The organism is Nocardia brasiliensis IFM 10847 (assembly GCF_000710915.1).
Lineage (GTDB): Bacteria > Actinomycetota > Actinomycetes > Mycobacteriales > Mycobacteriaceae > Nocardia > Nocardia brasiliensis_A.
In genome coordinates this window covers 1-18654 of sequence record NZ_BAUA01000069.1, presented here as the reverse complement: position 1 = coordinate 18654, position 18654 = coordinate 1, and the positions used below count along the sequence as shown (strand labels likewise).

The following is an 18654-nucleotide window of genomic DNA, read 5'->3' as shown; positions in this document are numbered from 1 at the left end:
ACGGGGTCGCGAGATCGCCGCGATCGTCATAATCGGATTCGACAGATCATCACGCAGCTGCGGCGGCCGGAATCCAGGATCGAGCAGCAGTCGCACCAGCCAGGTCGCGCTGTCCACACCCATACCGGTCGGCGGTGACCGGGGGCGGCACCGCCGGCTCCGCCGGGCGCACGGTGGCTGGTGGCAGTGTGCCTCTGCGGGTGCGGATCAGCGCGAAGGCTTGACCAGCCTTTCCCTCGGCGACGGCGACCAGTGGGAAAGACACCGTCGGCCATTTCCACGATCGCGTCGTAACGCTCACCCATGCGGATCAGCAGGCTCGAGCCGGTAGCGGGCTGCACCGGGAAGCCGTCGGTGTGGGTGATTTTCACTAGGTGGCCACCCACCCGACCCGGAAAGCGGTATCGGCGGCTGCGTTTCTGCCCGAGCCGCCTGGGTCGGGACGGCGAACTCGTAGCGGAACGTACTGCCCGGGGCCACCGCGGGTTGGGTGACGTCCGGCGCGCCGACCATGTCATTGCGCATCGCGATGCCGTGCCAGTGAATCGTCGACGGGGCCTGGCAATGCGTTGACGAGCTCCGTTCGTAGCACCTCGCCGCGGGCGAGCCCGATCTCCTGTCCCGGCAACGTGCCGGCATAGGTCCACGCATTCGTGAAGTTTCGCGGCTTCGTCCTGGCCGCCCGGCTGCTGATGATCAACCAGTTCGGCATCAATCTCGGCTTCTACATGCTCATGCCGTACCTGGCCGGATACCTCGCGGGCCCGCTGGGTTTGGCCGCCTGGGCGGCCGGTCGATGTCTGCCGCGTACCGGCGGATTCGTGCTTCTCGCATTCGCCACTTCGCTGCCGGGTCTGCTGATCGCTTCGGCCGCAACAGGTTTCGCGGGGGCGCTGTTAAACCCGACAATGGATACTGGACGGCACCGTATGACCCCAGGGAGCGCATACGCCAATCGGTCGACGCGCGCGAAGACCGCCAGGTGGTCTCCCACAAGCGCGGCGGAGCCGACGGCTCCCATCGAGCGGATTCCAGGGTCCGGTCGAGAGCAGCGGATCGAACCACGTGGGCACGGTTCGGTTTCGACCGCGTGGGGTGGAGCGGGGATCACAGGGGCGCGGGGATCGCGGAGGCACGAATGATCGGCGGGAAATAGGTTTGGGCGAACCAGCGCGCGTGGTCGTCGGTGTCGATCGGAAGCGAGTCGCTCGGAACGACGAGCAGGGAGGCACTGACCCGGATGAACATCTCGGCGGCCCGTAGCGCACCGTCGAGGGGCAACGAGTCGCCGGTGATGGCCATGGCGATGGCCGCGCGCACCGGTTCCATGGTCGCGACATTGTCGCTCAGGAACGAGGTGAGGGTTTCCGGCTCGAATTGCCGCAGGGCGGTGACGAGCGGGTGACGGCGCGATTCGCGCACCCCGAGGACGAACGCTTCGACCGCCTTCTCCTCGGGGGTCGGCTTGGTCAGCACCTGGGCGCTGATCGTGACGAAGAACGACACCACCTCGCGGACGACGACCTTGCGGACGATGTCGTCCTTGTCGCCGAGCCGTCGGTATACAGTCGGCCGGGAGACCTTGGCACGCTGTGCGATATCCCCGACCGAGGTACGACGGAATCCGTGCTCGATGAACTCTGCGCGTGCTGCATCGAGCAGTCGGTTCTGTTCGTCGTCGGCGGCGGGGAGCCCGGTCCCGAACAGGTGCTCGACGTCGATACCAGCATGGGTCATGGGACAGAGATTATCGTTTCGGGTGCGATGACCGGGGATCTGGCCGCAACATCGAGGAATTTTCGTCTCATTGCTCGCCTTCGGGCACAGTTCAGGCAATACTCGGCAAATGACGAGGATGTCGCGATCGAGGGCCGGGCGCGCCGCACAGTTGGGCGGGCTGGTCGGCACCGAAGCGGCCCGTCACGCGGTCCACAGGACCGCCGCTATCCTGCACGCGCCGGGCGGTGACCCCGCGCGGGCGCGCGATGCCCTGCTCGCCGAACGCATCGTCACTGTGCTGGGCGGAATGCGGGGGCTGGCCATGAAATTCGGCCAGATGCTGTCGATCGTCGACCCGGGCATGGTCGAGCCACAGCGGCGTGACCTGTTCCAAGCCGTGCTCGCGGATCTGCAGGACAATGCTCCGGCAGTGCCGTGGCACCAGATGCGCGGCCTGCTCGAACAGGAACTCGGCAACGATCTCGACGCCGCGTTCGCCGAATTCGATCGCGAGCCCGTCGCCGCCGCCTCGATCGGCCAGGTCTATCGAGCGCGCCTGCACGACGGCCGGCAGGTCGCGGTGAAGGCGCAGTACCCGGGAATCGCCGACGCCGTGGCCGCCGACCTGAAAAACCTGCGCATGCTGATGAGCGTCTACCGGCTGCTGCATCCGGCACTCGACACCGCCACACTGGCCAACGAGATCGAGGAGCGGATGCGGGAGGAGCTGGACTATCGCATCGAGGCCGCCCACACCATTCGCCTCGCGGCCGGTTATCGCGCGCATCCGTTCATCCGTATTCCGCGTGTGATCAACGAACTGTCGGGACACCGGGTGCTGGTGACCGAATGGTTCGAGGGCCGGCCGCTGCGGGCGGCCTACGACGCGCCCCAGGCCGCGCGCGATCGGCTGGCCGAGATTCTGTTCCGCTTCTACGGCGGCACCCCGTATCTGCTGCATCTGTACAGCGGTGACCCGCACCCGGGCAATGTGGTGCTCTTCGACGACGGTGGCGTCGGATTCCTGGATTTCGGCCTCTGCAAGGCTGTCGAACCGATGATCGCCGCAGCCGAATTGGCAGCCCTGCGTGCGGGTATCGGCGGTGATGCCGACCGAATCGTAGAGTTGATGGAGGCGCGCGGATTCGCCTCGCGTTCGGAGGTGTTCCCGCAGGAGGCGTACGAGATTTTCACCCGGGTGTTCGGCTGGTATCTGCGCGACGAGGAGGCCGAGATCACTCCGGAGGTGGCCACCGATCTGGTGGCCCTGCTGGGCTTCGGCGGCGGCGCGGACGGTGCGTCGGTGCGGGCGTTCAATCTGCCTGCCGAGCACGTGCTGCGCGGGCGCGCGGATCTGCAGCTGGCGGCCATGCTCGGCGGGCTGCGGCCGCGCGCGAATCTGCACGCGATCGCCCGCGAATGGATCTTCGACGAGCCCCCGCGTACCGAACTCGGCCGCGCACACCGGGATTGGCGTCATCACCGCGACGGCAGCGCGCCGTCCATCCCGCCGACGTCGGAGATCTGCCAGTCCGAGCCGCGGTCGACGGTGATCCGGTAGGTGACGGTCGTACGCACCCCGTCCGGGGTCTGCGCGCTGCTCGAGGTGACGTCGAGGAAGACGTCGACCTGGTAGATGCCCTCGGAGGCGGTGGTGGTCTTGGCCGCGATGGGTGTCGCGGTCGAGGTCCAGCGCAGCGGCGTCAGCAATTGCTCGAGCGCGGGGCCGGTGGCGTCGAACTTGGCGGCCAGTGCGGTCGTGGTGCCCTGCTTGAGTTTCGCCATCCACGCCGGGAGGTTCTGATGGTCGATGGTGGACGCGCCCACGGCGTAGTCGGTGGCGACCTGTTCGGCGTGCCGCTGGTCCACGGCCGCGGCGGCATCGCGGTCCCGTGCGCCCTCTGCCGAGTGCCACAGGACTCCGAACGTGACCGCGAGAACGAGCAGTACGATCACGAGTGCTCCGTGCAGCAGGGTGCCGAGCGGGACGGACACCGTCCGCGTCCCGGCGTCCGGGCGGGATGCCGTATCGGGTTTTGTTGTGGCTTCCAGGGTTTCGGTGGTCATGTCTTCCTCCGTGTTCATCGGACGGTGATGTGCAGGCGTACGGCGCCGGGGTCCGTGGCGCCGAGGGCCTGGGTGATGAGGGCGCTCACGTCGATACCGGCGGCGACGCCGGTTCCGGCCGAGACCATTGGTGTGAGTACCGGAATCAGCGGTTGCAGGTCCGGCCCGATCCGGTCCAGCCGTGTGCTGAGCTGATCGAGGAACGGCACCAGCCCGGTGTCCGTGAGGTAGGCGTCCGGGAATCCGTCGCTGCGCATGAGCCGTTCCAGGGCATCCACGACTTCGCGCACCCGGCCGCCGAAACGTCCCCACTGCGGGCCGCCTTCGTCGAGCGCCGGTTCCAGCCAGTCCAGGTCGGACCCGATGCGCTGCATCTCGGTGAGGATGGTGCGCAGCTGCGGCTGTTTGGCGAGCAGGGTGGCAGCGAGCAGGGTGGCGCCGCGATTCAGTTGCGGCAGAGATGTTTCCGCCCTTGCTGTGGCTTCGGTGGCGGTGCGGACCAGATCGGTGACGGTCTGCGGGTCGAACTGGGCGAGCAGATCTGCCGCGGCGGCCGCCATATCGGGGATCGACAGTGGAGCCCGTACCTGCTGTGCGGTGATCAGCGCGCCGTCGGTGAGGTAGGCGCCTGCGCCGGCGCCGTTCGGGGTGAACAGCAGATACGGTTCGCCGAGCGCGGACAGCGCTTCGATGCGCACGGTGCTGTCGGCCGGAACGCGGTAGGAGTCGGCGATGCGCATGCGCACCCGTACAGCACCGGAAACCGAGTCGACACCGGTGATGTCGCCGACTTCCACGCCGGACAGCAGCACCGGCGAACGCGGCAGCAGCCCACCGGAATTCGGCATGGTCGCCGTGACATGAATATAGCCGCGAGCCCAATCCACCCGCAGCACACCGAATGCGAGGTAGGCCGCGCCCAGCACGAACACCGCCGCGATCGCGCTCAGGGACAGCATCGATTGCCGGGTCATCGCACCACTCCCGCCATGCGCAGAATTGTGATCAGGGCCGCGTCCCGCTCCGCGGACGACACCGGCTGCGCTTCGGCCGAGGTGCGGATATCGACGATGTTCACCGCTCCGCCCTGGGAGGCTAAGGGCAGAATGCGCTCGTGCAGCAGGGCCACGAACCGGTTCAGATTCGACGGCGCACTCAGATCGAGCGGGTTGGCGGCCGAGAACAGCGGCAGTACCGCCGCCGCGGCGGCGTCCCCGGCCTCGGCGAGCGGCGTCAACCAGGTCACGGCGTGGGCCAGTTCGGCGATGGAGGAGAAGACGCCGAGTAGATGTGCCAGTGAGGCCGTGGCCTCGGTGACTCGGCGCGCGCCCTCTGCGGACCAGAGCTCGCGGATGGTGGTCGCATTCGCGCGGATGACATCGATATCGGAGTCGGCCGCGGCGGCGAATTCCGAGATCACGTCCAGATGGGCGGCGACATCGCCGAGGTCGCCGGCGATGGTCTCGGCGATGCGGGCGGTGTCGCGGGGGTCGGCCGGCAGGGCCGCGTTGACCTGATTCACGATGTCCTGCAGCCGAGTGATCGCGCCACCGCGCAGGAAGGTTGCCAGCCCGGCCATGGTGTCCTCGATCTGGGTGGCGTGCACCGTGTGGTCGAGTGGAATGGTGGCGCCGTCGGTGAGGGCGGTGCCCGAGCCGCCGTCCGGGTCGGTGAGCGCGATGTAGACGTCCCCGAGGACGGTGTCCTGGCGTAACCGGGCGGTGGTGGCGTGCGAAAGGTGCACCGCCGCAGCGATATCCACATCGGCTACCACATGACCGGGCCGCCCGTCTGCGCCGTGCACGATGCGGGCGTTGCTCAGCGTACCGACCCGCACCCCGTCGGCGGTGACCTCGGCGCGTGCGGGCAGGTTCAGTGCGCTGGCGAATTCGATGTGGATGCGATAGGCGGGACCGGCGACGCCGGCGCCGGGCACCGGGATGGCCGCGGGGTCGAATGTGCAACCGCCGAGCCCCAGCGTGGCGGCGGCGATCAGGCACAGCAGGGAAAGTCGGGTGCTACGCATGGTCATCGCCCTCCGGCTGCCGCCGCGATCAGTTCGGCCACGTTCACCTGTCTGGGGCCGGCCGCGATCGGGCACGGGCCCGGGACGAGCAGATTCCATGCCGCGCAGGCCTGTTCGGCGGCCGCCTCCGGCAGGGTGAGATCCGGAGGAATCCAGGTGAGCACCGGTGCCCCGCCGGATCCGGCCACACGAGTGAAGGCACGGGCCACGGCCGGCACTCGGTCGATGATCTGCTGGATGGTTCCGGCATTGGCGGCGATGAACCGGATGTAGGGGATCGACGCGTCCAGACCGTCGAGCAGCACGCCTCCGTAGTCCCGGGTGAGCTCGTTCACCCAGGGCAGGATGGCGCGCAGGCTGTCGACCAATCCAGCCAGATTGCCGAATATCTCGTCGTTGATCTGCTCGAACACGGCAGGGAATCGAGTGAGCACCTGCTCGAGTTCACCCCAGTTGGCAGAGATCGCCGAGGACAGTGCGGCCAGGGCATCGATCAGGCCGCCGATCTGGGTCACCGCCGCGTCCGGTGATCTCAGCACTGAAGCCAGCGTGGTGGTCAGCTGGTCGAACTGTGGCCCGGCTCCGGTGGTGGCGGTTCGCAAGGCCCGCAACGTGTTCGCCAGCAGTTGCGGGTCGTCGGTGGTCAGTTGCCGGGCGAGCTGGTCGATGGTCTGCAGGGTCTCGCTGATGCTCTTGGGTGTCAGGGTGCGGGTGATACACCGCCGCGCGTCCCAGGGGGCGGCATCGGAGGGGCCGGGCAGCACCGCCAGGTCGCGGTCGGCCACGAGTGTGTCGGCCACGGTCACCGCACCGACCTCGCCGTGTGGCGCGTAGCGGGTGGGAAGGTCGAAATCGACTCGTACGCCGGAGTTCTCCGGGCGGACGGCGACGACCGCACCCACCGGTACCCCGCGGACCCGGACATGGCTGCCCGGATAGAGTCCGATCGCATCGGGCAACTCCGCGCAGTACCGCTGCGTCGGCTCGAGCGGATCCGCGAGGACCAGATAGGCGGCGCCACCGATGACAGCGGCGGCGGCCACGGCCAGAGCCGATACCAGTCCGCGGGCGGCGAACAGTCCATGCATGGTCAACATCCCCTGTCCGGCAGCGGAACACAGACGGTCGAGGATCGGTCGAGGATGATTTCGTCCCCTCCTGCCAGGGCCGCGGCCCGGGTACTGAGGCCGTCGACCGCGGCGAGCATGTCGCCCAGCCGCAGTCCGAGGTCACGCATGATCGGCACGGTGCGGGCGAGCTCGTCGACCAAGGGTTGCAGGGTGCTGCGGTAGCTCGGTTCGAGGGCGGCGATGCGTGCGAGCAGCCGAACCGTGAGCGGGACGGCCGCGTTGATCTCGTCCCGTCGTTCGATGAGGATGTTCTCCACCGCGCCGATGCGCCGGATCAGGGTGCCGATGGTAGAGGTGGCGCCATCGAGCGTGCCGAGGTATTCCTCGGCGGCTCCCAATGCGGCGGAGACATCTCCGCGCTGCTGCTCGAAGGTGCCGACGAGGGTGGTGAGCGCACTGTTGAGCCGGCGCAGCGCATCCGGACTGTCCGACAGCGACTGCTCGACGGCGGCGAGATTGCGGCGCAGTACCGTCGCGTCCACCCGGTCCAGGGGCGTGGCCGCGTCCTGGAAGGTGCGCATCAGACTGTAGGGGAGGCGTACACGCTCGGGCGGAATCACGTTGTCGCCGAGGGGTTTCGCACCGGCGGGCAGCAGGGCGACATAGTGTCCGCCCACGGCGGTGAGCATGCGGATCTCGAGGCTGCTGACGTCGCCGACCGCCACGCCGTCGTCGACGGTGAACCGCATCCGCACCTGGTCGGGGAGCAATTCCACGGCGGTGACGGCACCCACAGGGATCCCCGCCACCCGGATGTCGTCACCGACCTTCACTGTCCCGGCCTCCGTCAGCAGGGCGCTGTAGGTCGTCTTGCCTCGCGGCAGGAGGTAGCACACGGCGCAGACCGTCAGCAGTACCGTCACAGCGAGCACCCCGGCCACGCCCCAGCGGATTTCGTCCATGCGCTCGTCGCCGCCACGGAACAGACGCGTGAAAGGTGTTGTCAGCCTGCGCATATGGTGATCCCCTGTCCGGCGACGAGCATGTGCAACGGTGCTGGGAGCGCGACCGCGCCCTTACCGCACGCCGCGGCCAGCCCTGGGGCGGCGGCGCCGAAGGCGTCCAATGTCTGTAGCAGGGCGGGTAATCGGGCGAGGACGTCACGGGCGGCCTCCGGATCGGGCAGTGCGGCGCGAAGCAGCCGGTCGAATTCCGGATTGGTCACCGGCGTCAGCCCCAGCCGGGCGGCGAGCCGATCGAGCGGTTCGAGGAGCGACGGAATGGTGCGGGCATAGTCGGCGACTCCGTACAACTGCTGTTCCAGGGTGGCGAAGACGTCGACCAGTCCACTGATCACGGTGACCAGATGGGGGGATCGGTCGGCGAGCACATCCGACATCTCGCGCAGGTTGTGGATCAGGATGGAAAGCACGGTCTGCCGGTCGGTGACGTATCCGGCGAGTTGCTCCACCGCATCGAGGGCCGAGCCGATCCCGGCGCCGTCGCCTTCCAGCAGCGCCAGCATGTTCTCGGCGAAGCGGTTCACCGCTTCCGGCGAGGCTTGGGCAAGAACCGGTTGCAGACCGTTGAACAGACCGGTGATATCGAAGGCGGGCACGGTGTGGTCGGTGCCGAATACGGTTCCTGGCGTGAGCATTTCGGCGGTACGGTCCGGCTGGCGCACATCGATGTAGCGCTGACCGGCGAGGGTCTGGTAGCGGATGACCAGCTTCGCGCCCGCGTAGATCGGGTGCGCGTGTTGCACGGTGAAGCGCACTTCGGCCTGGGTGCCGTTCAGCCGTAGGGCGTCGACCTTGCCCACGGCCATGCCGTACATGCGCACGTCGTCACCCGGACGGAGGCCGTTGGCATCGGTGAAGACGGCGGTGAAGCCGTCCAGGGACCCGGGCACCGGCCGCCGGATCACCTGGATGACGGCGGCCAGCAGGACCAGCATGACCGCGGCGAAAACCGTTGTGCGCCAGAAGGCGGGCAATGCTTTGATCACCGTCCCCCTCCGGGTGCCGCGGCCGCGCCGAGCAGCGGCACCGCGACGGCGGGCACGCCGTGCAGGATCACGGCCACGTTCAGCGCCGGACCGTTCGTACTGGAACGTAATGCCCCGTCCAGGTGGTCGAGCAGTTGCCGGAGTTCGTTCGCGGAACGCCGCGGGTCCGGTACGGCGGCGGCGACCACGCGGAGGACCGGCACCAGCAGGCTGGCGTACGCGGCGAAGTTCCGCTCGCCGGCGGTCGCCGCGTGACTGACCGCCGGAACGATGTCGTCGGTGAGGATGTCGACCGATCGGTCGAACATCGCGCGATCCTCCCGCAGAACCGGGATCCTGGCGAGCTGATCGAGCAGTGTGACGCTGCCCTCCACCAGGGAGCCGAGCCCGCGCAGTGCGGAAGCATAGTTCCCGATCAGGTTCGAGGGCCGTTGCGACTGTGTGTCGGCCACGGTTCGTGCCGTCGCCACGATCGCCTCCAACAGTGGTGCGAGCGCGTCGATCTCGCTGCTCACCCGGTCGAGCGCGGTGGTGAGCTCCGGTGTCAGAACCTGGCCGGAGGTGGCGCCCAGCCGCTCCAGCAGTCGGCCGAGGGTGGCGTCGGCCACCCGGCCGGGGCGGGACAGATCGAGCAGGTCGCCGTCGCGCAGCGGTGTCCCGCCCGCCTGGGCATGCAGTGCTATCTCGCTGAGCCCGAACAGGTTCGCGGGTGCGTAATCGAGGGTGAGGGTATTAGTCAGTGCGGTCGCCGCCTCCGGTCGCAGCGCCAACGTCAGGGTTTGGCGGCCGGGGGCCGTACTGTCGATGCGCTCGAGCCGCCCGACTGGAACGCCGTCCACACGGATCGGCGAACCATGGCCGATACCCGCCCCGACCTGTGTGGTCACCACGCGGACGCGAACCAGGCCCGCGGTGTCGGGCTGGCGGAATCCCGCGACCGCGGCACCGACCGTGACGACGGCCAGCAGTGCGGCGGCGCCGCGTCGGCGCGCGCCGCGCTGTTCCGTCGTCACGCCGGGTATTCCGTATCTGGGCATGTGTTCACCCCGTGAATTCGATCGAGGAGTTCACGCCCCACAGCACGATGGTGAGCATCATGTCGAGGGCGATGATGGTGACGAAACTGGCCCGCACCGCGCGCCCGGAGGCGATGCCGACTCCTTCCGGTCCACCGGCGGCGAAAAACCCTTGGTAGCAATGGATCAGGATGACCGCGGTGGCGAACACCAGCACCTTGATCACCGCGGCGATCATGTCCCACCCGGAGACGAACTGGAAGAAGTAGTGGTAGTAGACGCCGTCGGCCTGCCCGTGCAGGACGACGACGACCGCCGCGCAGCTCAGGTAGGCCAGGATGAGCGCGACGAGGAAGGTCGGCACGATGGCTACCGCGCCGGCGAGTACGCGAGTGGTGACGACGAACGGAATCGACCGCAGCCCTAGGGATTCCAGCGCGTCGATCTCCTCCGAGATCCGCATGGAGCCGATCTCCGCGGTCATGCGGCACCCGGCCTGCGCGGCGAATCCCACACCGGCCGCGATCGGCGCCAGTTCACGGGTATTGGCGAACGAGGAGATGATTCCGGTCAGCGGGCCCATGCCCAGGAGATCGAGCACGGCGAACGCTTCGATTCCGGTGCCGGCGCCCATCACCACGCCCAGCACCATGAGCATCGGCACGGTCCCACCGCCCACGACGATGGCGCCCCTGCCCCAGGTCAGGTCAGTGATGAGCCGCAGCGTCTCTGCGCGATATCTGCGCAGTGTCAAGGGAATCGAGCGCAGCACCTGCCATCCGAAGTCGAGTGCGAAACCCGCGCTCTCCACCGTGTCCGCCGCGATGGCGCCGACTCGTGCGGTGCGGCGCAGCCAGCGTAGTGGTCCCGGGACGTAGCTCGCCGCCGTCATGCCAGCCGCACCGGCAGGAACATGGTGACCAGCTGGGTGAGGGCGAGATCGACGACCGCGATCGAGACCACCGACATGACGACGGCGGCATTCACACCGTCGGCCACCCCGCGGGGCCCACCTCGCGCCTCCAATCCGCGCTGGCACGCCACGATCACCACCAGGAATCCGAACAGCACCGACTTGCCCAGCGACACCCAGACATCGGCGATCACCGCGAACGAGCCGAACGTCAGCCAGTAGCTGCCCGGGGTCACGCCCTGCGCGGTGACCGCGACGGCGAATCCGGAGGCGATACCGACGAAGATGATCAGCACGTTGAGCAGCGGTGCCACCAGCACCATGGCCGCTACCCGCGGAATCACCAACCGGTGCACCGGGTTCAGGCCCATGACCCGCAGCGCGTCGATCTCCTCTCGAATGGTGCGCGCTCCGAGGTCGGCGGCGATGGCCGACGCGCCCGCACCACCGAGCAGCAGGCCGGTGGCCATCGGCGCGCCCTGCTTGACCACGCCGAGCCCGCTCGCGGCGCCGATCAGCGAGTCGGCGCCGAGCTGGTGAATCAGATTTCCGACCTGGACGGAGACGATCACGCCGAAGGGCACCGCCATGAGAACAGCGGGTACCGCGGTCACGGTGATGAGATACCAACTCTGGTCGAAGGTTTCGCGCCACTGGAAGCGGCGGCGCACCAGATCGGCGCCCGCGCCGCGGGCGGATTCCACGGCCAGGCGCACCGCACGGCCATAGGTACACAAGCTGGTGATCACCGTGTCGGTGATGTTCATCCGCAGCACGCGGAGCACGGATGTGCCCGACGGCGATGTCGAACTGGTTGGAGCCATACCTGTCTCTTCTCGTCATCCCCGACCACGAGGAAGGAATGTCGTGTCGGCGCTGGACCTCGCTCTGGCGCGTGACAGTGAGACTGTAGACGATGTTTGTCCACAAGTGGAGCGTTCTCGGTGATTGTTCGGCAATCAGAAAGCAATCGGCATCTCACCGGACACTCCGGGGTTTACGTGGGGATATCACGGTTTGGCTCATTGCGAAGAGTTGTCCAGTAGGTCCAGATGCCTATCTGGGGCTTGACGCCGGTGTTACAAATTCGTAGATTTTCTCAGTGTCAAGCGGCGGTGGCCGCTCGGAACGGGCCGCCATCGAAGCCGGGGTCCCGAGGAAAGGTGTTCGATGACGGCACATCCACACGAACCGGTGCCTCTGGGCCCCGACTCTCTGACGTGGAAGATATTCGGTTCGCTGTACTTCGTGCCGACGGGCCTGTTCCTCGGCATGGTGCAGAACATGCATCCTGGGCTGGGCGCGGGTGTCGAGTTCCACTCCCGCATCCAGGACGAGTTCTATCAGCGCGTATTCCGCTCCGGGTACCCGATCATCGGTGTGGTCTTCGACGGGCCGCGGGCGCGGCAGACCGCGCGCGAGATCGTCGGGTACCACCGCGATATCAAGGGGCACGACGCGCAGGGGCGTCGCTACCATGCACTCGATCCCGGCACGTTCTATTGGGCACACGCGGTGTTCTTCATGCAGACCTTGCGCGCGGGCGACCTCTTCATGGGCGGGCTGACCGAGGCGCAGCGCGAACAACTGTGGCGCGAGCAGTACCAGTGGTACGAGATGTACGGGATGAGCATGCGGGTCGTCCCCGAGAGCTGGCCGGAGTTTCAGCGCTACTGGAATGACATGTGCGACAACGTCCTCGAACCGACGCGGGCCGCCTGGGATGTCTGGAATCTCGCGAACACCGCCCCGGTGCCGATCTTCCCGGTAGTGCGCTGGATTCCGAAACCGCTGTGGGAGCGTGTGCTTCGGCCCTACGGTGCGAGGTTCTATCACTTCCTCACCATCGGCCTGTGCGATCCGGCGGTCCGGCGGACCATGGGATTCTCCTGGACCGAGCGCGATCAGCGCCGATTCGACCGGCTGTGCCGGTTGTTCTCGGCCATGAATGCCGCGACGCCCGATTCGGTGAAATACTTCTTCCCCCGTATCCGCGCCGGCCGACGCCGGGAAGCCGGTAGACGCCCCGCCGAGCTGCCGCCACCGGAAGCGCCGCAATTTCTGTGGCCCGCACCGGAACACCGGGAAGACCCCAGGCATTACTGCCCGGTACACGCCGACTTCGGCGCGACCACCGGCACCAGATTCCGCCAACTGACAGGGTTCTGACGATGCGGGCACCCGACAGCAGCGTCGCCGGCAGTACCGCCGACCCGGCGCATCCGTTCGATTACTACTACCGGCCTGGAATGCCCTTGCGTCCCGCTCCGGCCCGCGCGATCGCCTCGCCACTGTGGCTCGAACCGCGGCGCAAGATGCTCTCCGCGTGGATCGACGTGCAGCCGGAACCGGTGCAGACACCGATCACCCGGCTCATGGCCGACCATCTGTGGCAGGGAGACGAGCTGATGGACGGCGTGGTCGCGGCGTGCACCCGGATCGGCACCGCGGCGGGCCGGCGCATGCTCGAGCATGCGCTGGACAACGGCATCGACACCCTCGCCGATCCACCACCGGAACTGGTCGCGCTGTTCGAACAACTCGACAATCCGCCACCCTGGTACGACCCGCAACTGTGGGAGCATGGCCGGCGGCTGTGGATCAACGTCTCCACCTCGGGCAAACTCGCCATGGGCGTGCAGGATTTCATGGGCACCTTCGTCGGCGCCGAGGTCGCGTCCGCCACGGGAGCGACCGGGCGGTTCGTGAACGATCCCTATCGCCGCAACCTGGAGACCGCGACCTGGTTCTGGAACGTCACACGTCCCGGCGGTATGGACCGCTGGTCACCGGTGTTCAAAGACACGGTGCGAGTGCGATTCATGCACGCACAGGTCCGAGCGGGCCTGCGCAAAACCTGGGGCGATGAGCATTTCGCGGTGCACGGTAACCCGATCTCGAACGCCACCATGATGGGTGCCGCGGTGACCTTCGGCCTGTCGCCGATGTGCTTCGATCACGTGCACGGGCGCCGGTTCAGCATGGCGCAATTCGATGCGGCCATGCACTACTGGGCCTATATCGCCTACATCTTCGGTGTCGCCGAGGAACTCATACCCCGCACCGCGCTCGACGGCATGCACCTGTCGGACTACATGGTCGCCACCGCCGGCACCGCACCGGAATGGACCGGCCAGATGGCCGGTGCCGCGACGAAATCGCTAGGGGGAAAGGGCTTTCGGCACCGTCTGCGGATGGCCGTGGCCGCCGCGCCGATGGGCATGATGGCCTACTTCAGCAGCGCCGAGCTGACCCGGGCACTGTTGGCCGCGACCCCCTTGAACGACATCGGATTCCAGCCGTGGGCGGGCATCACCGGTATGGTCGCCAACGCCAACGTGCGGTTGCGCGCACTCGACGACGGGCTGCCGGGCGCCGAGGGGCGCATGCGGCGCCGCACCCGCGGCGATGATCCCGCTTGGCGGGTCAATACCCGTATCACCCGTATCCTCGCGGCCCGTGCCGGGATTCACGGCACGCCGTACGACCATCACGACGGCACCGCGCAGGGGGTGCCGTCGTGTCCGGTGCGATGACAGCGGGATCCCCGTCGGACAACGACGGCTCCCCGGCATTGCTGGTCGTGCTGCGCCGCAGCGGCGCGACCATCCGGGTGCCCGCTGAACTCACTGTGCTGGAGGCGCTCGAGCGGGCGGGTATCGCCGTGCCCGCGATGTGCCGGTCCGGAATTTGCGGAACTTGCGAAACCACTGTTCTCGGAGCGGAATTCGGCGCCGACCTGTCGGCCGAGGTGCTGATTCGGCGCGGTCGTGGCTGCGCCGTGCGCCTGTGCACGGCCACCGGCGACCACCTCACCCGCCTGATCGTGGATCTGTGACCACGACAGCTCGAGTACTCGGCACCCAGGCGAGCCCCGCACCGCCGGTCAAGGAGAAACACCTCATGTTCGGACCCGGATCACTGCTGTACGAAACCTACGGCGACCGCCGCGGCTACCTGGTCGCGCCGGTGGAGGGCCTGTTGCAGTTGATGTATCCCGCGCTCGGTCGTGGCGTGGAACAGCATTCGGCCTTCTACAGCGAACCGTTGCAGCGGTTGTTCCGCTCGGTTCCGCAGATTCAGGGCAGTATCTTCGACGGCCTTCAGGCTGCCGAGACCGCCGGCCGGATCAGGGATTTCCATCGTGACATCAAGGGCGCGATGCCCGACGGCAGCCGCTATCACGCGCTCGACCCGGAAACGTACTTCTGGGCGCACGCGACCTTCCTCGACGCCGCCTTCCGCACCGGTGACCTGTATTTCGCCCGCCCCTACTCGCTGGCCGAGAAGGCCGCGCTCTATCGGGAGGGAGTGCAATGGTGGCGGATGTACGGCCTGTCCGATCGCGTCGTGCCGCCGACCTACCAGGACTTCACCGAGTACTGGAATCACATGCTGCACAACGTCATCGAACCCACCCCCGCCGCGGCGGAGCTGGTGCACTTCTTCCGGTCACCGGCCGATATGCCGCAACCGTGGGTGCCGGCGCGGATCTGGCGATTGAGCAGCCCGGCCATGAGCAGGGCGTGGTTGCACGTGGGCGCAGGCGCGCTGCCGCCCGTGGTCCGCGAGGTGTTCGACATCCCCTGGACCGCTGCGAACCAGCGCGTATTCGATGCCTTCCGCAGGACAGTGGCCTACACCTGGCCGGCCGCCCCGTATCGTTTGCGCGTCATGCCGAGGGCCCGTGCGGCCTACGCCCGGGACGGCCGTATCGGATTGCGCGCGGCCCGGATCCGCGCGGCGGGCGCGGCGGCACCGCATACCGAGACCGGTATCCGGGTCGAGCGAATCACGAGGGCTCACTGATGGTTTCATTGCTGCCGGCCCGGCCGGAACTGGATATCGCCGGCATTGCCGAGACCGCTCTGTCGCCTGTGTTCGCCGCCCGGTTGCCGAACGGAATTCCGGCTGCGCCATGGACATGTGAGGCAGAGGCCATTCTGTGGTTCGACCGGGCCGGTCGGGCCGCGGCCCATGTGTTGCCCGCGCTCGTTCGCCGCCGGGCCGGTCCCGTCGGTGTTGTCGGGGCCATCGTGCGCCATCATCGGTCGCCGGTCGGCGCGCACGACGTAGTGGCCGGTGCCGTCGTCTACCGTCGTGGCTCGCGGCTACGCACCCACCTCGGGTTTCTGGCCGCGAATTCCGAGGCGAGTCTGACGGCCGGGCGAGCGAACTGGGGTGTCCCTGCCACTCTCGGCGCCTTCGCCGGCACGTCCACCTGCGGTACGGTCACCGCGATCGATGCCGCTGTCGGCGCGCCGAGTTGGACGGTCGGCGTCACAACCCGCGAGGCCGGTCCGCGTTTGCCGCTCTATCTCGCCACCACCGTCGAGCAGCAGTTCCCCGGCGACATGCTGGGCACGGCGGTCCTTCGCATGCGCTGCCTGGCTCGCCCGGCCCGGGTGATCACCACCGTAGACAGTGACGGGGAGCTCGCCGCATGGCTCGGCAGCGGGAGGCGCACAGCGCTGCGGTTGTCCCACCTGCGGTACACGGTCACGCCATCACGCCTGGACTACCGGCAGCCAATCCCAGGAGCCGCTGATATAGGCCGCGAATCCGAACCAGCGGCACGTCAGTCCGCTTCATGGTCGCCATAACGTCGGGGGACCGGAGCGGTGGCAGTCCTTGAAGGCAACATCGGGCCATCGATACACCGCGATCTCGTCGCGGCCCGCCGCGCGATAGATCTGGTGGACCGGATGGCTGCGTCGTGTCCGCCGACCGAGGAGCTCGTGGTATCGATCTGGCGCGGCAAGCTCCGGTCGCCACGGACTTGCGTGAGCTCGTGACCGCGCTGCACCTGGTCGAAGACCTGTCGCGGATGGGGGTGCTGGCGCACCACATCGCCGACCTCGTCCAACAGCGCTATCCGGCGCCGGTCGCACCCGAGCACGCCCTGCAGATCGTTATCGAGATGAGGCGCCTCGCCGCCGAACTCGTGAACGGCGCCCACCACGTCCTCGGGACCCGCACCGCCGGCGAGGCGACGGCGTCGGACCTTCGCGACGACGCCCTCGATCTGCGACAACGCGACCTCAACGACTTGGTGCTCGGCCCGGACTGGAACGGAACCATCGCTGAGGCTGTCGACTGCGCACTGCTGGGCCGCTATTACGAACGGATCGGCGACCACGCCGTGCGCATCGGACGTTACATCGTGCTCCTGTCGACGGGTGCCTTGCTGCCGGAGCCCGTCGAGCGTGTCCTGGACGACGCCTGCGGATAGCCGACTGTGGAAACGGCGACCGGCCGGTGACGAAGTCCACTCATCCAGCGGCCCTACGGCGTAGCCACGGAACGGCGCATCGCGTGTTAGCGGCGGGCGGCGCGGTGTCCGTCAGCTCTTGCTCGCCGGCCCGGCGATCTGGCCGGCGCTTGCGGCTTGTTCCCGGTGCTGGGCTTTGAGATCGGACTGCCACTTCTCGAAGTCGGCTCGCATCACACCGATCTGACGCTCGAGCGCCTCCCTGGTGACCGACCACCAACTCATCGCGGCGTCCCGGAGTTCCGCCGTGGTCTTTTCGAACTCGGTTCCCTCGTGCTCGAGGGTCGCGGCCAATTCTTCCCGGCGAGACTGCAGCATGGCGCGGTTCTTCTCCCGCGCCGCGGCGGACGACTCTTCGAACTGCTTCACTCGGGCCGCGAGTTCCATCAGCGATTCCGACAACGGCTTCATGATATTGCCCTCTCGAATATGTTGATCCTCAACGGATCTGGCCTTCGCCACTTACCAGGATCGGACCGGCGCCCGGTCCGGTGCTAGGGCAGAACGTCATCGGAGGTCCCTACCTTGTTCTACCGGTGGCGCGGCAGACGAGGACCGGGCAGGTCGCGTGGTGGAGCAGGTTGCGGCTGGTCGATCCGAGCAGGGCGGCGGCCGCGGTGCCGCGGCCACGGCTGCCGACGACCAGCAGTTGGGCGTGTTCGGCGACGTCGGTGAGCACGGAGTCGACGAGACCGGGAACGGGCATCTCGGTCACGTCGACGTCCGGATACTCTTCGCGCCATCCGGCCAGGCATTCGGCGAGCAGCACGCGTTCGTTTTGCGCACGATCGAGATGGTGGCCGACGGATGCGATGCGGGACGGCCAGGCGTGCACCGCTACCAGTGAAACAGCCAGGGCAGCAGCGATTTCGAAGCCGTGCGCGATGGCGGGGGCGCTAGCCGCGGACCCGTCCACGCCGACGGCCACCGGCCTTTCCCGCGCTATCGGCCGGCCATTCGTTCCGCGCCACACCGCCACAGGACAGTGCGCATGCTCCATGACGCGCACGGTGGTCGGTCCGGTCATTCTGGCCTCGAACGCGGTCTGTCCGCCGACCACGACGATCCTGGCGTGTTCGCTCAATTCCACCAGCGCTCGGTCCGGCGGTCCGGCCATTGCCACCGTATCGGCGGCCAGGTCCGGATGGGCAGTGTGCACGAGTTCGACCGTGCGCTGCAGGGTTTCGTCGGCGGCCGCGTACGCTCGCGCGGGCTGGACACCTGCGGCGAGCTGCTTCGCGGGAGTGCGATAGTGGCTGGGACTCTTTGCCGCACAAGCGATCAGCAGCGGAGCGTGAAACGCGCACGCCAAGTACGCCGCCCATCGTGCAGCATTCAACGCGGTCGGCGAGTCATCGATGCCGACCACGATTGTCTGTCGATCGATCCGGGGGCTCATCGGTATTTCCTGTTCTGTAGTCGCCGTTGGGTGCACGGCGGCCGCGCTGTCACACCGGTGAATCCACCATCACAGAACCGGGATCGCGGGCGATAGGGACCATCGGGCCCGATGCCAGGGGTCAGCGGTCGACCAGCGGCCTGTTCCGTCGGGTCAAGGCACACA

Annotated in this window: 22 protein-coding genes and 1 pseudogene; 8 read left to right on the top strand and 15 right to left on the bottom strand. The window is 67.8% G+C overall.

Translation table 11 applies throughout. The annotated features are described in order from the left end of the window. Positions 1–26 precede the first annotated feature (26 nt). The 3 genes from NBRGI_RS49885 to NBRGI_RS49875 are packed head-to-tail and all read right to left on the bottom strand — an operon-like array spanning position 27 to position 712. The gene (locus tag NBRGI_RS49885) at positions 27–341 is read right to left on the bottom strand and encodes a hypothetical protein (RefSeq protein WP_370627754.1); all 315 of its coding nucleotides are present in this window, start codon (positions 339–341) and stop codon (positions 27–29) included. Next, positions 298–513: a hypothetical protein gene (locus NBRGI_RS49880; protein WP_370627752.1), complete on the bottom strand. Its 216-nt coding sequence runs from the start codon at positions 511–513 to the stop codon at positions 298–300. The genes NBRGI_RS49885 and NBRGI_RS49880 overlap by 44 nt, the downstream gene beginning before the upstream one ends. 1 nt (position 514) lies before the next feature. After that, positions 515–712 (bottom strand): hypothetical protein, encoded by a 198-nt coding sequence (locus NBRGI_RS49875; RefSeq protein WP_029896512.1) that lies wholly within the window; start codon positions 710–712, stop codon positions 515–517. Between NBRGI_RS49875 and NBRGI_RS49085 the strand changes: the two are divergent. After that, a pseudogene (locus NBRGI_RS49085) lies at positions 693–911 on the top strand (MFS transporter); the annotation flags it as partial. The gene NBRGI_RS49875 and the pseudogene NBRGI_RS49085 sit on opposite strands and share 20 nt — an antisense overlap. A 196-nt stretch (positions 912–1107) precedes the next feature. On the opposite strand, the gene NBRGI_RS14540 reads toward NBRGI_RS49085, so the two are convergent. Next, a complete protein-coding gene (locus tag NBRGI_RS14540) occupies positions 1108–1737 on the bottom strand; it encodes a TetR/AcrR family transcriptional regulator (RefSeq protein ID WP_051727761.1) in 630 nt (209 codons plus the stop codon). Between the two features lie 109 nt (positions 1738–1846). Here NBRGI_RS14540 and NBRGI_RS14535 point away from each other — a divergent pair, with 109 nt between their 5' ends. Then, the gene (locus NBRGI_RS14535; protein ID WP_081878053.1) at positions 1847–3280 is read left to right on the top strand and encodes an ABC1 kinase family protein; all 1434 of its coding nucleotides are present in this window, start codon (positions 1847–1849) and stop codon (positions 3278–3280) included. On the opposite strand, the gene NBRGI_RS14530 is transcribed toward NBRGI_RS14535, so the two are convergent. From NBRGI_RS14530 to NBRGI_RS14490, 9 genes are read right to left on the bottom strand one after another with little or no spacing between them, the layout of a single operon-like run. Then, positions 3199–3786, bottom strand: a complete 588-nt coding sequence (locus NBRGI_RS14530) for a hypothetical protein (RefSeq protein WP_029896505.1) — start codon at positions 3784–3786, stop codon at positions 3199–3201. The two genes, NBRGI_RS14535 and NBRGI_RS14530, sit on opposite strands and share 82 nt — an antisense overlap. 14 nt (positions 3787–3800) lie before the next feature. Then, entirely contained in the window at positions 3801–4760 is a 960-nt protein-coding gene (locus tag NBRGI_RS14525) for an MlaD family protein (RefSeq protein WP_029896503.1), read from the bottom strand. After that, positions 4757–5818, bottom strand: a complete 1062-nt coding sequence (locus tag NBRGI_RS14520) for an MlaD family protein (RefSeq protein WP_051727759.1) — start codon at positions 5816–5818, stop codon at positions 4757–4759. The genes NBRGI_RS14525 and NBRGI_RS14520 overlap by 4 nt, the downstream gene beginning before the upstream one ends. Next, positions 5815–6909 (bottom strand): MlaD family protein, encoded by a 1095-nt coding sequence (locus NBRGI_RS14515; RefSeq protein ID WP_051727758.1) that lies wholly within the window; start codon positions 6907–6909, stop codon positions 5815–5817. The genes NBRGI_RS14520 and NBRGI_RS14515 overlap by 4 nt, the downstream gene beginning before the upstream one ends. Next, on the bottom strand, positions 6903–7898 hold the full coding sequence (locus NBRGI_RS14510) for an MlaD family protein (RefSeq protein WP_029896497.1): 996 nt from the start codon (positions 7896–7898) through the stop codon (positions 6903–6905). Before NBRGI_RS14510 ends, NBRGI_RS14515 begins: the two co-directional genes overlap by 7 nt. After that, positions 7886–8890, bottom strand: coding sequence for an MlaD family protein (locus NBRGI_RS14505; RefSeq protein WP_235210953.1), 1005 nt, complete (start codon positions 8888–8890; stop codon positions 7886–7888). Before NBRGI_RS14505 ends, NBRGI_RS14510 begins: the two co-directional genes overlap by 13 nt. Further along, entirely contained in the window at positions 8887–9927 is a 1041-nt protein-coding gene (locus NBRGI_RS14500) for an MlaD family protein (RefSeq protein WP_051727757.1), read from the bottom strand. Before NBRGI_RS14500 ends, NBRGI_RS14505 begins: the two co-directional genes overlap by 4 nt. 4 nt (positions 9928–9931) lie before the next feature. Beyond that, positions 9932–10798: an MlaE family ABC transporter permease gene (locus NBRGI_RS14495; protein ID WP_029896491.1), complete on the bottom strand. Its 867-nt coding sequence runs from the start codon at positions 10796–10798 to the stop codon at positions 9932–9934. Beyond that, positions 10795–11643: an MlaE family ABC transporter permease gene (locus NBRGI_RS14490; RefSeq protein WP_029896490.1), complete on the bottom strand. Its 849-nt coding sequence runs from the start codon at positions 11641–11643 to the stop codon at positions 10795–10797. The genes NBRGI_RS14495 and NBRGI_RS14490 overlap by 4 nt, the downstream gene beginning before the upstream one ends. Positions 11644–11989: 346 nt before the next feature. Between NBRGI_RS14490 and NBRGI_RS14485 the strand changes: the two genes are divergently transcribed. From NBRGI_RS14485 to NBRGI_RS43765, 6 genes are all read left to right on the top strand, one after another. Further along, positions 11990–12988, top strand: coding sequence for an oxygenase MpaB family protein (locus tag NBRGI_RS14485; protein WP_051727756.1), 999 nt, complete (start codon positions 11990–11992; stop codon positions 12986–12988). A gap of 2 nt (positions 12989–12990) precedes the next feature. Then, the gene (locus NBRGI_RS14480) at positions 12991–14355 is read left to right on the top strand and encodes an oxygenase MpaB family protein (RefSeq protein ID WP_029896487.1); all 1365 of its coding nucleotides are present in this window, start codon (positions 12991–12993) and stop codon (positions 14353–14355) included. Then, positions 14352–14657, top strand: a complete 306-nt coding sequence (locus NBRGI_RS14475; RefSeq protein ID WP_081878060.1) for a 2Fe-2S iron-sulfur cluster-binding protein — start codon at positions 14352–14354, stop codon at positions 14655–14657. The genes NBRGI_RS14480 and NBRGI_RS14475 overlap by 4 nt, the downstream gene beginning before the upstream one ends. Beyond that, positions 14654–15628, top strand: coding sequence for an oxygenase MpaB family protein (locus NBRGI_RS14470; RefSeq protein ID WP_051727755.1), 975 nt, complete (start codon positions 14654–14656; stop codon positions 15626–15628). The genes NBRGI_RS14475 and NBRGI_RS14470 overlap by 4 nt, the downstream gene beginning before the upstream one ends. Beyond that, positions 15628–16422: a hypothetical protein gene (locus tag NBRGI_RS14465; protein ID WP_029896481.1), complete on the top strand. Its 795-nt coding sequence runs from the start codon at positions 15628–15630 to the stop codon at positions 16420–16422. Before NBRGI_RS14470 ends, NBRGI_RS14465 begins: the two co-directional genes overlap by 1 nt. 188 nt (positions 16423–16610) lie before the next feature. Then, entirely contained in the window at positions 16611–17051 is a 441-nt protein-coding gene (locus NBRGI_RS43765) for a phosphate signaling complex PhoU family protein (RefSeq protein WP_148310813.1), read from the top strand. Positions 17052–17162: 111 nt separating this feature from the next. On the opposite strand, the gene NBRGI_RS14455 is transcribed toward NBRGI_RS43765, so the two are convergent. Next, positions 17163–17492 carry a hypothetical protein gene (locus tag NBRGI_RS14455; RefSeq protein WP_158439866.1) on the bottom strand — a complete coding sequence of 110 codons (330 nt, stop codon included), beginning with the start codon at positions 17490–17492 and terminating at the stop codon, positions 17163–17165. Between the two features lie 118 nt (positions 17493–17610). Further along, positions 17611–18489: a universal stress protein gene (locus NBRGI_RS14450; RefSeq protein WP_029896477.1), complete on the bottom strand. Its 879-nt coding sequence runs from the start codon at positions 18487–18489 to the stop codon at positions 17611–17613. Positions 18490–18654: the final 165 nt, after the last annotated feature.